Source organism: Streptomyces sp. GS7, from assembly GCF_009834125.1.
Classification (GTDB): Bacteria; Actinomycetota; Actinomycetes; order Streptomycetales; family Streptomycetaceae; genus Streptomyces.
In genome coordinates, this window is sequence record NZ_CP047146.1 from 5,023,615 (window position 1) to 5,039,765 (window position 16,151).

Sequence of the window (16,151 nt, forward strand, 5' to 3'; positions counted from 1 at the left end):
TACTTCTGTCTCCCGCTGCGCGCCCAGGGCCACTGCGACCCCTGCGAAAAGGGCTACGAGCCCAGCCCCGACACCTACATGCCGGCCCCGGCCCCAGCCGCTCACCGGCTGGCCGTGCGGCGAGACAGTGGCCCGTAACTTTTTCCAAGGCGTCTTGGGAAGCGGCCTTGTCGGCCGTATGGCCGTGGCGGATGCGGACGGCATCGAGGTGGCAGCGCGTCGCCAGCCGGGCCCGGTCCGCCGTCCGCTTCCGCTTCCGCTTCCGCTTCCGGCGGCCGGTTCCCGTGTGCAGGACTATTCCGTACGTCCCTGTGCGTTTCCTGATCCGACGGTGACGGTCGGCGCGGGCGCCGGGGCGGATGCCGGTTCGGCCTTCTTCGTACGCCGCTTGCTGAGTTCGGGCAGCAGCGTGCCGAGTCCCAGGACGGCCAGGCCCGCGCCGATCCACAGCGGCGCGCGCAGGCCGAAGGCGTCGATGCCCACGCCTCCGAACGACGTGGCGATGATGATGCCCAGGGTGATGAAGGAGGAGTGGACGGTGTTGACGAGCGGACGGGCGTTGCCGGTGCGCTGAACGCGGGTGACCAGCGCGGGGTTCATCGTCACGCCGACCAGGCCGATGCCCAGCATGCACACCACGGCCGGAAGGCTGAGGTGGGCCAGCAGCGCGAATCCGACGAGGAAGGCCAGGTTCAGCGCGAGCCCGCACAGCAGCACGCTGACGGTGTGCCGGTCGGCGAGCCGTCCGACGATGGTGTTGCCGACCACGGTGGCGGCGCCGTAGCCGATCAGCAGCAGGGGAACCGTGCCGCCGGCGAACCCGGTGATCCGGGTGAGGATCGGGTTGAGGTAGCTGAAGGCGGAGAAGGTTGCGCCGATGACGCAGGTGCTGGTGGAGAGGGTCACCCACAGCCTCGGCTTCTTGAAGACGTCCAATTCTTGGCGGAAGCCGCCGCCGTCGGCGGTGGCTCGCTCCAGTTGGGGCACGCCGGCCGCAGTGCACAGTGCGGCGATGACCGTCAGGATGGCGACAGTCCAGAACGCGGCCCGCCAGCCCAGCCGTTCACCGATCACGGTGGACAGCGGCAGGCCGAGCAGTGTGCCCAGCATGAGCCCGTTCAGCGCCACCGCCACCGCGCGGCCGCGCACCTCCGGACGGGTCAGCTGGGCGCACAGGGAGATGGCGACGCCGAAGAACGCCTGCGAGGCGATGCCGGTGACGATCCGGGCCACCAGCATCACCCCGTACGTGGTGGCGGTGGCGGCAAGGAGATTGCCCGCCAGGAAGATCGCGAACAACAGGATCAGAGCCTGCTTCTGACGCATCCTCATCACCGCCACGGTCAGGAACGGCCCGCCCGCTGCCATGGCGACGGCGAAGGCGGTGATAAGGTAGCCGATCTGCGGGATGGTGGCGTTCAGCCCTTGCGCCATCTGGGGCATCAGCCCGGCGACGACGAATTCGCTGGTCACCATGGCGAAGATGCCCATGGCCAGGACGTAGACAGCACGAGGCATACAGGTACTCCGGGGTGAGATGTGGTCGGGGTTGCCGGAATTGTTTTAGATCGATCAGTGCAAAACTTGCCCATACGAAGGCGGCGCACCCTGCCGTACGGCAGCGTCGATCAGGCGGGGCTCAACGGTTCGACCTCAAGAGGTCAGCGCGTCCACCGCCGTTGCCGCGATGGACTCCAGCACGGCGCGGTCCGCACCGCCTTGGGCGGAGATCCGCATGCCGCCGATGACGGCGTTGACGAAGCGGGCGAGTTCACCCGCGTCCCGTGCGGCGGTGATGCTTCCGTCGCGCTGCCCGCTCGCCAGCACCGCGCGCCAGGAGTCGAGTCGGCGCACGAGGTCGCGCTCCAAGATGGCGGCCGCCTCCCCATCCCGCCGGGCGAGCTCCACCGTGGTATTCACGGTCAGGCAGCCGACGCTGCGACCGTCGCGCCGCGCCTCGAACTCACCGTCGATGACCATGGCGAACATCGCGCGGATGCGCTCCACCGCCGGCCGCTCCGCATCCTCCAGGACAGCGATTTGGGCAGAGGTCATCATGTCGATATAGCGGGCCAGCGCACGCTTGAACAGATCATGCTTGCTGCTGAACGTGTTGTAGATGCTGCTGCGGCCCAGGCCCGTGGCCTCGCACAGATCCTGGGTCGAAGTGGCCTCGTAGCCGTTCGCCCAGAAGGCGCGCATCGCCGCGTCCAGGGCCCGCTCCTCGTCGAACATCCGCGGTCGGGCCATGGATGCACCGTAACCGTTTTGGAACGTTCGATGCAATACGAGCCCCCGGCCCTCGACGGCTGCGAGGGCGGAGATGCGGTCTTCCGTCTCCAGAACTCGGCGGTCTTCGTCCCCGGCCGGTCCTGCCCATCGACGCGGGCGGTTGGGCCAAGCGACTGAATATGGCCCGCGAGCGTTGGCTTCCTGCGGGTTGTCGGCAGTCTGCGCGGACGGCCGCAGAAAGATACGTCTCGATCAACAGGCCGATCAGTCAAGGAGCGTCGTGAAAAGACTAGTGCAGGCGGGACTGGTGCAAGCGGGAACCCTCGCCGGGGCATGCGGTCTGGTGCTGTTCGGCACCGGAATCACGCAGGCCCAGACCCCACCGGCCGACCCGGAAGGATCCCTCCTTAACGCCGCGACAGGTGGCAATCTCGGCTCCCTCACGGCAATGCTTTCCGGCGTGCTGTGCAACAACCACCTGCCCGACTTCTATTACAAGTCGCCCAAGATCAAGTCGCCTCATCCGTGCATCGGCGGGCCGGTCAAGAGCGGCAACACCATGAACAGCAACAATTTCCTCAACCATGGAAACCCGGTGAGCAGCGGCAACCCCCACAACGCGGCCGGCTCCACCAACACCCTCAACTCCGCGAGCGGTTCCGAGTCGGGCAGCAACAACAACATCTCCAAGCTGCTCCTCCTCCCCTGGCCCTGACCTGGCAGCGTCCGGAAGCCCACCGGATTCACCGGGACGGCCCTTCCTTGGTTGTACGAGCAAGCCTTGACACTCCGATCCCCGATCCCCGATCCTCGTCGGAGTCGGCCGCGGGCGGTGAGACCGCGTCGGGTCCGCGAAGGCGCACCAGGTCGTGGGTGCTGTCCTGGCCTGGTACAGCCGGCAGCTCCGGCGACCAGCAACGCCTGGAAGAGCTGACAGTGCAGCGCCAGCAGTGCGTAGAGGACCAGCACAGGCTCCAGGACGCCGAGCCCGAAGAGATCGCACGTATCGCCGCCTACTACGCCGCGCGCCTTACTGATCATTTCAGAATGAGGTCCGGAGTCTCCTCAAGCAGATGACGCTGCAGGCGAGTTGGAGCAGGCGGAGGTGGAGGTCGGTGCGTATCTCGTAGCGGATCCGCGGGCGTTTGAACTGGTGGAGCCGGGCGAAGGTGCGCTCGACGGCCCAGCGGGTCTTGCCCGGGCCGGAGCCGTGGGGTGTGCCTTTGCGGGCGATCTTCGGTGTGATGCCGCGGGCCCGGAGAAGGCGGCGGTACTTGTCGTAGTCGTAGCCGTGGTCGGCGAACGGCCGGCCTGGCCGGTGACGCGGACGACCCCGGACTCCGCACATGCGGGGTATCGCGTCCAGCAGTGGCATCAGCCGGGTGACGTCATGACGGTTTCCGCCGGTCAGTGAGATCGCCAACGGTGTTCCGTGCCGGTCGGTGATCAGATGGTGCTTGCTGCCCGGACGCGCGCGGTCGACTGGCGAAAGTCCAGTGCGAGCCCCCCTTTGAGAGCCCTGACGTGCGAGCCGTCCACTGCCGCGTCCTCCATGTCCAGCAGACCGGCCGCCCGCAACTCCGACAGAAGGACCTCGTGCAGACGAGGCCAGACACCAGCCTTGGCCCAGTCCCGAAGCCGCCGCCAAGCAGTCACCCCGCTGCAACCGACCCTCTCCGCAGGCACATCCACCCAGCTCACGCCCTTGCACAGCACGTACACGACGCCTCGCAGGGCAGCACGATCATCCGCCGGCAACCGGCCCGGATACCGCCGGCGCCGCGGAGGCCGAGGAGGAAGCAACGGCACGACACGTCCCCACAGGTCATCAGGCACAAGATCGACCGACACCCGCAGAACACTGCCGTCTCTCACCCCAACTGCCAAGCCCCCAACACAAACTCATTCTGAAATGATCAGTAAGGTACTGGTGGAATCCGGTGGCCCGGAACGTGAGATCGAAGAAGTAGCCTTCGATGTGCCACTGCGGGCGACCGCGGCTGTCCTCCGGGATCAAGCACCGGAGGTGGTCGATTTCGAGACTCAGGGCCATCGTCTTGAAGCCGAGGTCGCCCTCGATGTCCCAGACATCCTCGAACACGAGCGTGGAGGGGCGATCCAGAAGTTGAAGTGCTTCCGCGGCGCGACCGGATGCACCCGACGAACGACGTAGTCGATGTCCAGCAGCAGTCGCGGCAGCGAGCCGTCGGAGGCGCCCGGCTGCACGCACAGTCCGTGGATGGCGACGTCGTGCCATCCCATCGTGTCGAAGTCGGCGTCGCTCCAGGTGTTCTTCGTCAGACCGGATTCCAGGTGAATGCCCGCGCTCATGACGGCGTCCCATCAGAATTGGACGGATTGGCACGTCAAGTGGTGGCCGTGGTCAGCGGCCGTGGAGCGGGGCGCGTTGCCCGACGGCCGCGGGTGAGACGCCGGACAATGATGCCGATCATCACCCATCGGATCATGGTCTCCGGTCGAGCCGGGCTGGCCTCGCAGTCCCGGGCCAGGCACAGGTGGGCCGAAGGCGCGTTCACGACGTCCGCGCCAGATTCGCTCGACTCCGGCCTCGACCGCATCCGCGACAGGGCTCACACGCTCATCGACCGCACCGAGGAAGCCTCCTCTGGCCCTTCCGTGACGAATCTCATAGTCCACCGCCGATCAGGGCTGGAGCAGCTCGCACCTGATGGCGGAACTCATGGCCACTATCCGCGATCACTGACGTTTTCATCGGGGAAAACGCATCGCGGCCGAGGTTTTCGCGGACGGGGATCGGGGCTCAGGCAGCCGTTCAGGAAGTTTTACGTTGCGGTCGCCAGAGTCGGAGTTCACGGTTGCATACTGCAGCCGTACCGGCTCAACAGGGCGCGCTTGCCTCGGGGATGAGCGCCCTGCCGTGTCTCTGAACAGGAGCCCCCCACCTTGGAGAAAACGGAACTCCTCACCGATCTTGGTGTCGCCAGCACGACGAAGTCGGTGATGAAGAAGCTACCCGAGGTCACTCTGACCTTCTGGATCATGAAAATCGCCGCGACGACCCTGGGTGAGACGGCCGGCGACCTGTTCGCCCAGACACTCGGGCTCGGCTACTTCCTCACCACGATGGCCCTGTTTCTGATCTTCGTGGTGACGCTGGTCGTCCAGCTCCGCTCCTCCAGCTACAACCCGTTTTTCTACTGGACCGTGATCCTGTCGACCAGCATGGCCGGCACCACGATCTCCGACTTCATGAACCGCGATGCCAGCGCCAAGTTCCTTTCGAACGGCTCCACTTCGCTCGGGTGGGGTCCGCAGGGTCTTGGCCTTGGCTATCCCGCCGGCGCAGCGATCCTGATCTCGATCCTCCTGGCGATCTTCCTGGTGTGGAAACTGTCCGGGATGACGTTCCAGATCCGGGACATCGTCACCTTCCGCGGCGAGGCCCTGTTCTGGTCGGCGATCCTCGTCTCCAACACCCTCGGCACCTCCATGGGCGACTTCCTGTCCGATAGCTCCGGCCTCGGCTACGCCGGCGGTGCCCTTCTCGTGACCGGCGCGCTCGCGGTCCTCGTCGTACTGATGAAGATGCCCGCCGTTCCGAACGTGCTGCTGTTCTGGATCGCCTTCGTCCTCACCCGCCCGCTCGGCGCCACTGCCGGCGACTTCCTCACCAAGCCCGTCACCAAGGGCGGCTTGGACCTCGGCACTGCCGGTTCATCCGCCGTGCTGCTCGCGATCCTGTTCGGCCTGATGGCCTACGCCCACGTCCAGGAAGGCAAGACCGCCATCCCCTGCTCAACGACGACGCCTACGTCGCAGGGTTCGGCCTGACGATCAGCGAACGCGACCGGCCCGATATCCTGGCCGACTTGGCGGCCCCCTCACCCGGCTGCACCGCATCGGCATCACGGCCGGAGACCTCTCCCCCAAGAACGTGCTCTTCGGCACAGCCCCTCAGCCCGAGTGCTTCCTCATCGACTGTGACGCCATGCGTGTGCGGGGCGCCACCGTGCTGCCCCAGGCCCCGAGACACCCCACTGGCAGATCCCCCAGGAGAGGAAAAGGCCACACGCGCCGGCGACGTCTACCCGCGACCAGACCACCACCGACCCCGCAGCGCTGAGCGCACCCAGCCCGGGACTGGGCTTCCTCGCCCGCGCCAGCCTCAACCCCAACCTGGGCCCCTCAGGCCGATCCCGGCCACATGGGCCGAGCAACTCAGCGCGGCCAGCACTACCGGCAAAGAGGAGCGAGAATTCCTCGTGCTCGCACACCGACGGCCCCGTGTACGGCAGAACCTTCGTGCAGCGTGGAACTCAGCGACCGGTGTGTCTTGGCGTTTGAGAAGGGCGTACATCATCTTCGTCTCGCTCATCGTGGCTTTACGGCGACCCGGGAGCGAAGTCGCCGGGTTCCAGAGCCACCTCGCGCCAGTTGGCGGCGAGCTGGAGCATGCGCTCGGTGTCGTCTCGGAAGTCGGGCGGCGGGGTGTTCGGGACGGTGGGCCACAGGATGACGGCGGCGAACCGGACCATATGCATGGCCGCAGTTGCGTGGGGGGCCACGCTGCCGCGCTCCAGGCGCCGCAGCATGTCAACCGGGCAGCGCCACTGAGGAGTTGGTCGAGCACGTGCCCGTATTCCTGCGCGCGAACGGTCGCGAGGTGACCCACGGGGAGTGCCTCCGGCGTTCGGGTGGGTGGGGCTGGGCCTGGAGGCGTTCACGGAACTCGGCCTCTTCGGGGTAAGCGGGTCCTCGGACGGCGTCACACGGTGACAGGCTGTGGCACTTCGAGCGCGTCGGCGACCCGGCGCGCCAACTCCGCAATGCAGGGCGGCAGATAACTGTCCAAGGCGTCTGCATCGCCGCACAGCCGGGCCCGCAGCAGCCCGCAAGGGCACGCATCGGTGAACAGCTTCTGTGGCTCGTCCCCGGACGCCGGTACCGCCTCGGCACACGGCGATCAGCATGGACGCCATGTCCATGGTGTCCGCCGCGTCCGTGGCACGGTTCAGACGTCATCCGCTTCCAGCGGTCCGCGACAACGGGCTGTGGGACCGCTGCGGCTCGCCCCGCGGCGGGGACAAGTCCACGAACTCCTCGTCGGTCGGCGAGCGACCGTCCCTGCTCGTCCGGTCCGGGATCGCCAGGCTCCCCTTCGCCGCACAGACATCGTCAGCCGCCGCACACGGCAATGTCGGCCTCCACGACCACAACCAGGTCTTGAAGGCCGACGTCACACAGGACCCTGAATTACCCCACGACGGCCGGGGGTGGTTCCGGGGCCCGGTGGATGAGCACCGTGCTACAAGCTGTACCTCAGCCGTGGATCGGGCCCAGGGGGATGTCGGAGACCGTGAGGCTGACGGACTTCACGGAGCCGCCGGTCAGGACAGGGATGCCATTGGGGCCCGGAGCGAACGTGGCGGTCAGGCCGTCCACGGAGCCACTGACGGAGAGACCACCCGCGACGCTGTCGAGGTCGTCGTCGGCTATCTCACGGGTCTCAATACGGGACGTGTTGCTCATGATGTTGAGCGTCCTTCCTCAGTAGTGGTGGGTCGCAATGCGTGGTGCACTGCAGCGGGAACCCCCGGACGGTGCTGACGCTAACCATGGCCGATCAAATGGCGATGAAATCGCTGGTGGGCATGGTGCGTGTATCGACGTGGCGCAGGCTGCGGTGCTGAATTCTCGCGGGGGCGCGTGGGGGGACCGGGCAGGGTGGGCAGGATCGGGCGGATACCGCGTCCGGTCCGCCCGCCTTCGTGCCGTACTCCCACGATTCATGCTCGGCGTCCAGCTTCTCGATGAGGACCTGGATGTCATGGGTGAAACCGTCGTCCATCCTGAGGTTCCCGGCGGCCCCGAGAACGGCCACGACGTCGGCCTTGTCGGCGCTGTTGAACGAGATGATTCGGCTCGTGATCGCCATGCTGTCAGCCACCGCTGACGTCGAACTTGGCGGAGAGTTCTGGTGGGCAACCCTCAGCTCGCCAAGGCCGACTACCGCCGCTCGCCGGGCGCGCGTCGGCACAGTCCGAAAAGGGGCTTCGTGCCCCTTCGAGGTGTCCGGCCTCATCGAGCTGGCGCATCACCGTGATCAGCCCTCATGGCTCCGCCGATGGGACCATCGAGAAGCTCGGCGCCCACCTGCGCCAGCTCGTCCGAGAACAGGAAGGACGCACCGCAGAACCAACCGCCTGTGTCATCGACGCCCAGAGCGTGAAAACCGCTCCCAGTGTGCCCACCAGCACCCAAGGTACCGACGCCGACAAGAAAATCGTGGCCGCAAACGCAGCGTCACAGACACCCTCGGCCTGTTACTGCTGGTCATGGTCACCGCGGCCAGCGTCTCCGACAACCAGGCAGGCAAGCAACTCCTCACTCAACTCGCCGCCAGCCACCCCACCGTCACCAGGCATGGTCGATACCGGCTACAAGACCCAGGCCATCGAACATGGCGCCCAACTCGGCATCGACGTCGATCTCGTACAGCGAAACACACAAGTCAAAGGCTTCTCAGCGCTACCACGACGCTGGGTGGTGGAGCGAAGCTTCGGCCGGCTCATGATGCACCGCCGCCTGGCCCGCGACTACGAAACCAAACCCGAACACTCCGAGAGCATGACCCGCCTCTCAGCGATCTCCGACCTCGCCAAACGAGCAACCGGTGAAACAACCACAACCTGCCACAATCCATGAACTAACACACATCCGAACGGGACGTCCCCGCAGAGGGCTCGTCCGCAGGTGAGTGGCGGGGAGCGTGTGGGGTGACGCTCCCGCAGGCCCCTCGGCTGCCAGGCCCCTCGGCTGCGACGTGAACGACGGGAGTTCGATCCGTCAGCGCCGGCGCATGACCGCTGGTTCGTGGCGGCGCAGCAGCAGGGTGACGACGAGGACACCGATCACGGCGAGGCCGGCCAACACGCCCACGTCCCGACCCCATTGGGCCGCAGTGTGTGTCCACAGTGAGTCCGTGAGGTGCGGGTGCTTGGCGACCGCCGGTGGGCCGATGTGGGAGAGGTTGATGGTGGCGGCCTGCGCCGCGACGGCCCAGCGGGAGGGGGCTAGCCAGGACATCTGGGCCAGGCCCGGTTGGTTGAACAGCGGGAAGACGGCGCCGGTGGACATCACCTGGACGAGCGTGGCCGCGACGAGCAGCGGCATGGTCTTCTCGGCGGTGCGGACGAAGCCGGAGACGATCAGGCCGAGCATCATCGAAGTGAAGGCCAGCAGCACCACGGTGAGCACCAGCTCGGACTCGGACGACTTCAGCAGCAGGCCGCTGGCCGGCATTCGGCGTCCGGCCAGGCCGATTGCAGCCACGACGAGGCCCTGCACGGCGGTGATGACGCCGAGCACAGTGACCTTGGAGACCACGTACGCCGACCGGGACAGTCCGGTGGCGCGTTCTCGCTGGTAGATGACGCGTTCGGAGACCAGTTCGCGTACCGAGTTCGCGGTGCCGGTCAGGCAGGCCCCGATCGCGAGGACCAGCAGGACGCACTGCGCATCGACGTTGTAGTTCGGCGGGTAGCCGGCCAGGTGACCCGCGGCCTGGGTCGCTCGCAGGAAGCCGTACTGGGCGGGGACGGCCATGCTCAGCACGCCCATGATGATCGGCAGGGCCACCAGCAGCCAGACGTGCCCGCGATCGGCGGCGAGCACCGAGCAGTTCCGCCGTATCAGTGTCACCAACTGCGAGGCCCAACGCTGCGGATTGTGCGGCACGTTGGAGTGCGCGACCTTCCCGGCCGGCGAGGCGAGGGGAGTCCGGCCCGCCGAGTCGTGCCGGTCTGCCTGCGCGGCGCGGTATTCTCCCGGCCAGTCGCGGTCGGGCTGTTGGTGGAAGTCGGAGAAGACGTCCGCCCAGTCTCGGCGCCCGAAGAAGTCCAGTGCCTCCTGCGGCGGGCCGAAGTACGCCGTCCGGCCGCCCGGCGCCAGCACCAGCAGCTGGTCGCACAGTTCCAGGTTGGCCACGCTGTGGGTGGAGACCACGACAGTGCGCCCGTCGTCGGCCAAGTGCCGGAGCATTTGCATGACTTGGCGGTCCAGGCCGGGGTCGAGGCCGGATGTCGGCTCGTCGAGGAAGAGCAGTGAGGGCTTGGTGAGGAGTTCGAGAGCGACGGATACACGTTTGCGTTGGCCGCCGGAGAGCGCGGAGATGCGGTTCTCGGCGCGGTGGGTCAGGCCCAGCTCGTCGAGTACCTCGCCGACTCGGCGGTCCCGTTCAGCCTGGTCGGCCTCGCGCGGAAAGCGCAGCCTGGCGGCGTAGCGAAGGGCGGTGCGCACGGTCAGCTGGGTGTGCAGGATGTCGTCCTGCGGCACCAGGCTGATGCGATGGCGCAGTTCGGGGAAGTCCTCGTACAGGTCCAGGCCTTGGCAGAGCACCTCGCCCTCGTTGGCAGGCTGATACCCCGTCAACGCACGCAGCAGCGTCGACTTCCCCGCCCCTGACGGCCCGATCACCGCGACCAGCGAGTTGGCTTCCAGGGTGAGGCTGACGTCGTCCAGCAGGGTCTTGGTCTTCCCCTTGTGCCTGACCCAGGTCGTCAGCCCGGTCGCGGTGAGGGAGACTTCGCAGGTTGCGTGGGTTTCCTCCAGACAGTCACTGGGATGGCCTGTCCCTGGCTCGTCTGCGACGTGCTCCTCGGGGCTCGTCAGTTGGCAGCCGTTGACGTCGGTCATGTATTTCTTCCTGGTTGGCTTGGAGCAGCTGCGCGCCGCGGGGTGGGGACCTGGGCTTCCTGGCTACCCGGTCATGTGTATGTCCTTGCCGCTCAGCGACACCTGCAGCCCGTCCGACGTGGCCTGCACGCCGCTCAGTCTGATGCCGGTGGGCAGACCGGAGATCGGCCACTGCGGGGCGTCTGCCTGGCCGATCAGTTGCTGCGCGCCGTCGGGCAGCGTGATGCCCAGGGTGTTGCCCTTCCCGAGCGTGATGTTGGCCAAGGTGCTGATCTGCTGGCTGCCGAGCAGCGGGATCTGGATGCTACCGGCCAGCTTGACCTGGTTGTTTCCGCCATAGGAGACGTCGACGCCGGAGGCGATACCGGACAGCTGGTGCGAGATGGTCTTGGTGACGGCGGCGTACGAGACCAGGGCAGTGCCGGTGGCCGAGTCGGCGACGCCGCCGTTGAAGCTGCTGTTGATGCGCACGTGGTGGAGTTCGGCGGTGAAGCGATCGATGCTCAACGGGTCGGAGCCGTCCGTGCCCGGGTCGCCGGTGTGCGCTTTGAGGTTGTCCGCGCTGACCGTGACCTCGTCCAGGTCACCGTTGAGGACCTGGGTGAGGAACGGGAAGTGCTTGATGGAGACACTCGGCTCGGCCGCGAGTCCCAGCGCACTCTGGATCTTGTTCGCCACCCTTGACTGGGCATACGTCACTGCGATTCGGTCGGTGGCCACGACGAGCCCCCCGAGTGCCACGACCAACATCAGCACTATTCGTATCCTTCGCCCGCGCATGCGCTCTCTTTCCCCGGTTACGTGACGGCCCGATACAGCGAAATTTCGCGAATCCCCCACCTGCGCCCCGAGATCCCCCAGCTGCGCCCAGGGGTGGGAGATTACCTCGTTCGGATGAGAGGTCCGTGACGGGCAGGCAAAGGTGCTTTTTGTGTGGGATGAGACGCACCGTCAGCGTCGAGGGTTGCCCATCAGTTGGTCCAGGACTCTTAACGAAATGATCTTCAAGGCGGTTGGATCACTCCGAGACTGATGATCCGGGTTGCTGGGGGCTTGGGCGAAGCCATGGGACGTAGACGACGAGCTGAGGGCGGCGCACGCTGCGCCGAGGAGAAGGACCGCACCATCGCCATGACCTTGCACCCCCGAGCCGGACGGCGCCCTGAAGGTCTGCACCAGCCCGCCCTGGAACCGTGAAATCGGAGCCGGTGGAAAGTAAGTGCGTCGGCAGCGCCCCTCGGGGGCCCTGCAACGTGGCCGCCCGTGACGAGCAGTGAGCTGTGGACCCGTGCGGCCGCCGACCGCTACGACGCCGAGGAGACCGAGATGTCCTCGGCTGAGGTTCTCGGACCGACTCTCGCCTTCCGTGCCGAACTCGCCGGAGACGGCCGGGCGCTGGAGTTGGCCATCGGAACCGGACGAGTGGGCGTCCCGCTCGGGGAACGCGGCGTGCAGGTAGTGGGCATCGAACTGTCCGAGCACATGGCAGCGGTCCTGCGGCGCAAGTTCGACGAGGGCACTCTCCCGGTAGCCATCGGGGACATGGCCACCACCGTCGTCCCCGGCGAGTTCACCGTGGCCTATCTCGTCTACAACACCATCACGAACCTGCTCACGCAGGACGAGCAGGTCGAGTGCTTCCGCAACGCCGCGCGTCATCTGGGGCCCGGCGGCCGGTTCGGCATCGAGCTGGGCGTGCCGCCGCTGAGGTTCCTGCCCCCCGCCTAGGCCGCGGTGCCGTTCGACGTCTCCGAGCCGCATTTCGGCTTCGACACCTTGGACCTGGTCGAGCAGATTCTCGTCTCGCACCACTTCACCCGCGACGGCGACGACGGCCGCTACCGACGGGGCAACTCCCGGCACCGGTACGCCTGGCCGGCAGAGCTCGACCTGATGGCACGGATCGCTGGGTTCGAGCTGGATCGTCGCGTCGCGGACTGGGACGGGGCGCCGTTCACCCAGGACTCCGCGGAGCACATCTCCGTGTGGCACAAGCCAACCCGAGGTCAGCCACCGGGCCGTCAACGTAAGCGTGCCTGCCTTGAAACTCCTATCGGGAGTTCAGCCGTCGCCCGCAGAGGAGTGAGCAACCGAGAGCGAGGAAGGCATCGTGGACGTCGTCGCGGATCTCCCATGGATCCACGGGCGGCGGAACCAGTGCAGACAGGCGAACACACCCTCCGCTACCCAGCGTTGGGTGTCCAGGCCGAAGCCGTACCCGGTGCCCCGACGGGCGATCAGCGGATTCACGCCGGGATCCCGGAGCAGGCGGGGGCCGCGTCGTCGCGCCTGAGACAGCAGACTGCCCGTGGTGGCCTGACCGGGCCAGAACCCTGGCCGCTGGCCGAACCTCCCCGAGAAGTCCAGCCAGCGGCAAACCGTTTCGAATGCGGGTCGAGCGGCCTCCCGCAGCCTGACCCTATGAGGTCGTAAGCGTCTCGGTCCGGACTGTGTAGCGGAGACCGGGCCGCGGCGTCATTCCCTGCTGTTCCCTACCCTCCTTGCCTTCTCCACCGTCCGAACATCCGCACTTGCGTGCGTCGCCCCCCTTGTCTCCGTTGCCTTCTCTACCCTCCGAGCCTCTACCCTCCGAGCCTCCGCCCCTGTCTTCGTCGCCGCTCTTGCCTTCCTTGATGTCGGCACTGTTGTCGCAGCCCATCGACGAGCCCATCCTGGTGCTCTGCCCACCCGCGGAGCCTTCGCCGCCGATCGCGTTGCCCGCCAGGCCGTTGAGGATCCCGACCTCACCGAGGACGTCGGCGTTGGTGTCGTGCGACCTGCACTGACTTCCCTGCTTGATGTCGATGTCGGTGCCGCCCTTCTCGCCGTGGGCGTAGGCGGTGCCGGCGCCGAGGAAGCCGAAGCTGCCGAGGACGACGGCCATGACGGTGGCCTTCTGAAGCTTGCGCATTTCTTCTCCGGTGGTCACACGGATGCAATCCGTGATATAGCGACTTCTTACAGTCACAAGAGACTAATGCGAGATATGTCGCAGGTGTTGGGCGGCGCGCCGGATTCACGGTTGTCGCGAACGGGTGGCTCTACCGCGATAGGCACGGACCCCCCGCCCCAACGGCCCAACCTGGGGTTGGCGAAACCGTTGCCATGTGAGACGACCCCAAAGTGGTTGCACACTTGATAGTTGAATGTCGCACTGCTCCCAACGAAGCCTCGCGCGCCTGCAAGCCTTGAAGCCTCCGATTCGTTGGGGGCTTTTTGCATGCTCGATCTGGAGGTGCACGCGTGCGTCTCGTCGAGATCCTGCCGGAGGACCTGGTCTTCGCTCATAGCCCGCGGCGGTCCGAAGCCGCACACCCCGAGCGCGCCAGGCGGGGACGACCGATTCGCGCTCACCGAGCCGAAGCCGCCCCCTTGTTGTGCCAGCGCCTCCCCTTCCAAGCCACAGCCCGGATCCTCGTCGGGGTCGCACTCTTCGAATGGGTCGAACTTGCCTCCCCATCACGTAATTCCAGCGACGTTCACAAACCTCACGGCCTGGACTCCCGCTTCCGGGGCTGCGGTTGCGTCTCCGTCTCGCTGTGCTCCCCCATCACAGCGAAGCTCGCGTGCGTTGAGAGCGCGGATCTGGGAGACGTCCGCCGGCTCGGGGCTGCTTCGGTCGCGCGGTCCATCCATCGGCCGCGCCGCAGGTTCCGGGACGGGGTACCGAGCGGCGTGAGGCCGGACGACGCCTCACACAGTCGCTTGAGCGCCGTATCCGCCTGATCCCGTGTATCCGCCAGGGCCGGGCGGCGCTTTGCCCGACCTGGCTATCGCCTCACCTGTCAGTGATCGCGGAGAGCCATGCGGTGTCCTCCGGGCCCGGCGCTTCGGGGCCGAGCGCGGGCAGCCAGCGGACCTCGCCCGAGCGCAGGGCGACCGTGGCCCGTGGTCTCATCGGCCCGTCGCCCCTGCGTGAGAGCAGGACGAGTTCCCAGACCGTCGCCGTCATGGCGTCGAGCCGGGTGGCGCAGTCGGGGGTGACTCGCCACGGATCCCGGGTCCGCCCCAGGGACAGATGTGGGGTGAAGTTCTTGGCGTGCGCACGACAGCGCGGGAACCGCTGCTGCAGTACACGGTGCAGATCCGCCCACGGTGCCTTGCCGGTGGCCGTGGGGTCGAGCCACACGGTGACGTACGCCCTCTGTTGGAAGGTGCGCACCCCGTCCAGCCGGGCGGTGAAGACCGGCGTCTCGGCCGTCGCTGCGGCGAGCAACGGGGCCGCCCGCTCGAAGTCGGACTCCGGCACGAAGCCGAAGAGCACATTGACATGCGGCGGCCAGCGGTGGATCTGGGGATCGTAATCCCGGCGGATGTCCTGGATCGGGGGCCACAGTTCGGCAGGCGGGATCCAGGCAACCGCCGTGCGGGCCGTCGGGGACACATCGAGGGCGTCGGCAGGCTCGCCCCTGGCGAAACTCAGGTGCGCCTGCGGGGCCCGCACCCGGCCGGCCCCCGACGCGTCGATGCGGTCCACACCTGTGGTCCGGTCCCAGACCACCTCGCCGTCCGCCTCGATGAACATCACCCGGTGCCACGGGATGTCGCCCCCGGGAACAAAGGAAGGCAGCGGGATGCGTTTGACGGCCTCCCTGCGCTGGCTGATCCCCAGCACGAACCGGGCCGGGTCGAACCGCGGGTCCCAGCGGACCCGGTGATAGATCTCGTCGCTGGTTCGCATCACGCCCCCTCTCCCGCCTTCCCCCCTTCTCTTCCCCCAGGATGCCGCCAACCCTGTCCTTGACGGTTGTTCCGCTTCGTAGCGCGACGCATCAGGTGCGGTGCGTGATGGCGACGGCGTGCGTCGAGGCGAGTTCTTGATCGACGGATGAGGGAGCCATCGCCAACGTCCTCGTCAAGTTGGCCGCCACCGGGGTGCCCGAGCAGGTCACCGGTCCACGTTCGGCTCGCACAACCTGCGACGGCTGGATCTGCCACGAGGACGAAGCAGGCTTCACTCGCAGGCCGCCCAAAGGACGCACCTGGGGTCGGCGCGGCATCGGTGCCCATGGGCGCGGGCCGCAGGGGCTGGATGGCCGCTTGGGCGCGGGCAGGGATGGCGTGGTCGACGGTGAGCGGCTCAAGGTAGGTGGTGACGCCGCCGGGCCGCCGTAGGCGTAGGCCAGGGACAGGTGTTCCATGCCGACGAGGTCCAGGCCGAGGTAGTCCATGGTGGCTTGCCGCAGCGGTGCGCCGTGCGGGAGGGCGACGAGCCGTGCGAGGTCGCAGCCGGCATCGGGGCA

The 16,151-nt window shown here is 67.2% G+C and carries 13 protein-coding genes and 2 pseudogenes; 4 read left to right on the plus strand and 11 right to left on the minus strand.

The window, feature by feature from the left end:
• Positions 1–294 precede the first annotated feature (294 nt).
• Together GR130_RS22245 and GR130_RS22250 are read right to left on the minus strand one after the other, a co-directional pair.
• Entirely contained in the window at positions 295–1,518 is a 1,224-nt protein-coding gene (locus GR130_RS22245; RefSeq protein WP_159506322.1) for an MFS transporter, read from the minus strand.
• 135 nt (positions 1,519–1,653) lie between these two features.
• Positions 1,654–2,250 (minus strand): TetR/AcrR family transcriptional regulator, encoded by a 597-nt coding sequence (locus GR130_RS22250; protein WP_159506323.1) that lies wholly within the window; start codon positions 2,248–2,250, stop codon positions 1,654–1,656.
• 262 nt (positions 2,251–2,512) lie between these two features.
• On the opposite strand from GR130_RS22250, the gene GR130_RS22255 reads away from it, so the two are divergent.
• Complete coding sequence (locus GR130_RS22255; RefSeq protein WP_236573362.1) at positions 2,513–2,947, plus strand: hypothetical protein; 435 nt, start codon at positions 2,513–2,515, stop codon at positions 2,945–2,947.
• Positions 2,948–3,274: 327 nt separating this feature from the next.
• On the opposite strand, the gene GR130_RS22260 is transcribed toward GR130_RS22255, so the two are convergent.
• Positions 3,275–4,083 (minus strand): IS5 family transposase gene (locus tag GR130_RS22260; RefSeq protein ID WP_443043644.1). Its coding sequence is split into 2 segments (ribosomal slippage): positions 3,275–3,735 and positions 3,735–4,083, totalling 810 coding nucleotides; the frame shifts between segments, so codons are not numbered across the junction.
• Between the two features lie 192 nt (positions 4,084–4,275).
• Positions 4,276–4,563 (minus strand): hypothetical protein, encoded by a 288-nt coding sequence (locus GR130_RS22265; RefSeq protein ID WP_201304966.1) that lies wholly within the window; start codon positions 4,561–4,563, stop codon positions 4,276–4,278.
• Between the two features lie 594 nt (positions 4,564–5,157).
• Between GR130_RS22265 and GR130_RS22270 the strand changes: the two genes are divergently transcribed.
• Positions 5,158–6,045: a COG4705 family protein gene (locus tag GR130_RS22270; protein WP_159506325.1), complete on the plus strand. Its 888-nt coding sequence runs from the start codon at positions 5,158–5,160 to the stop codon at positions 6,043–6,045.
• A 551-nt stretch (positions 6,046–6,596) separates the two neighbouring features.
• Here the strand turns inward: GR130_RS22270 and GR130_RS40845 are convergent.
• From GR130_RS40845 to GR130_RS22285, 3 genes are all read right to left on the minus strand, one after another.
• On the minus strand, positions 6,597–6,755 hold the full coding sequence (locus tag GR130_RS40845; RefSeq protein WP_236573364.1) for a hypothetical protein: 159 nt from the start codon (positions 6,753–6,755) through the stop codon (positions 6,597–6,599).
• Positions 6,756–7,533: 778 nt separating this feature from the next.
• Positions 7,534–7,743 (minus strand): hypothetical protein, encoded by a 210-nt coding sequence (locus GR130_RS22280; RefSeq protein ID WP_159506326.1) that lies wholly within the window; start codon positions 7,741–7,743, stop codon positions 7,534–7,536.
• A 94-nt stretch (positions 7,744–7,837) separates the two neighbouring features.
• Complete coding sequence (locus GR130_RS22285; protein WP_201304967.1) at positions 7,838–8,149, minus strand: hypothetical protein; 312 nt, start codon at positions 8,147–8,149, stop codon at positions 7,838–7,840.
• Between the two features lie 182 nt (positions 8,150–8,331).
• On the opposite strand from GR130_RS22285, the pseudogene GR130_RS41640 reads away from it, so the two are divergent.
• A pseudogene (locus GR130_RS41640) lies at positions 8,332–8,919 on the plus strand (transposase); the annotation flags it as partial.
• 141 nt (positions 8,920–9,060) lie between these two features.
• Here GR130_RS41640 and GR130_RS22295 read toward each other — a convergent pair.
• Positions 9,061–10,908 carry an ATP-binding cassette domain-containing protein gene (locus GR130_RS22295; RefSeq protein ID WP_159506328.1) on the minus strand — a complete coding sequence of 616 codons (1,848 nt, stop codon included), beginning with the start codon at positions 10,906–10,908 and terminating at the stop codon, positions 9,061–9,063.
• Positions 10,909–10,971: 63 nt separating this feature from the next.
• Positions 10,972–11,688: an LmeA family phospholipid-binding protein gene (locus tag GR130_RS22300; protein WP_159506329.1), complete on the minus strand. Its 717-nt coding sequence runs from the start codon at positions 11,686–11,688 to the stop codon at positions 10,972–10,974.
• Positions 11,689–12,171: 483 nt separating this feature from the next.
• On the opposite strand from GR130_RS22300, the pseudogene GR130_RS22305 reads away from it, so the two are divergent.
• A pseudogene (locus tag GR130_RS22305) lies at positions 12,172–12,906 on the plus strand (class I SAM-dependent DNA methyltransferase); the annotation flags it as partial.
• A gap of 421 nt (positions 12,907–13,327) precedes the next feature.
• Here GR130_RS22305 and GR130_RS22310 read toward each other — a convergent pair.
• Complete coding sequence (locus GR130_RS22310) at positions 13,328–13,837, minus strand: hypothetical protein (protein WP_236573369.1); 510 nt, start codon at positions 13,835–13,837, stop codon at positions 13,328–13,330.
• An 849-nt stretch (positions 13,838–14,686) separates the two neighbouring features.
• On the minus strand, positions 14,687–15,589 hold the full coding sequence (locus GR130_RS22315) for an RNA repair domain-containing protein (protein WP_159510144.1): 903 nt from the start codon (positions 15,587–15,589) through the stop codon (positions 14,687–14,689).
• Positions 15,590–16,151 lie beyond the last annotated feature (562 nt).

Bases quoted from the DNA above. Each gene is read 5' to 3' on its own strand.
- GR130_RS22245 (WP_159506322.1), bottom strand. From the start codon at position 1,518: ATGCCTCGTGCTGTCTACGTCCTGGCCATGGGCATCTTCGCCATGGTG.
- GR130_RS22250 (WP_159506323.1), bottom strand. From the start codon at position 2,250: ATGGCCCGACCGCGGATGTTCGACGAGGAGCGGGCCCTGGACGCGGCG.
- GR130_RS22265 (WP_201304966.1), bottom strand. From the start codon at position 4,563: ATGAGCGCGGGCATTCACCTGGAATCCGGTCTGACGAAGAACACCTGG.
- GR130_RS40845 (WP_236573364.1), bottom strand. From the start codon at position 6,755: ATGCATATGGTCCGGTTCGCCGCCGTCATCCTGTGGCCCACCGTCCCG.
- GR130_RS22280 (WP_159506326.1), bottom strand. From the start codon at position 7,743: ATGAGCAACACGTCCCGTATTGAGACCCGTGAGATAGCCGACGACGAC.
- GR130_RS22285 (WP_201304967.1), bottom strand. From the start codon at position 8,149: ATGGCGATCACGAGCCGAATCATCTCGTTCAACAGCGCCGACAAGGCC.
- GR130_RS22295 (WP_159506328.1), bottom strand. From the start codon at position 10,908: ATGACCGACGTCAACGGCTGCCAACTGACGAGCCCCGAGGAGCACGTC.
- GR130_RS22300 (WP_159506329.1), bottom strand. From the start codon at position 11,688: ATGCGCGGGCGAAGGATACGAATAGTGCTGATGTTGGTCGTGGCACTC.
- GR130_RS22315 (WP_159510144.1), bottom strand. From the start codon at position 15,589: ATGCGAACCAGCGACGAGATCTATCACCGGGTCCGCTGGGACCCGCGG.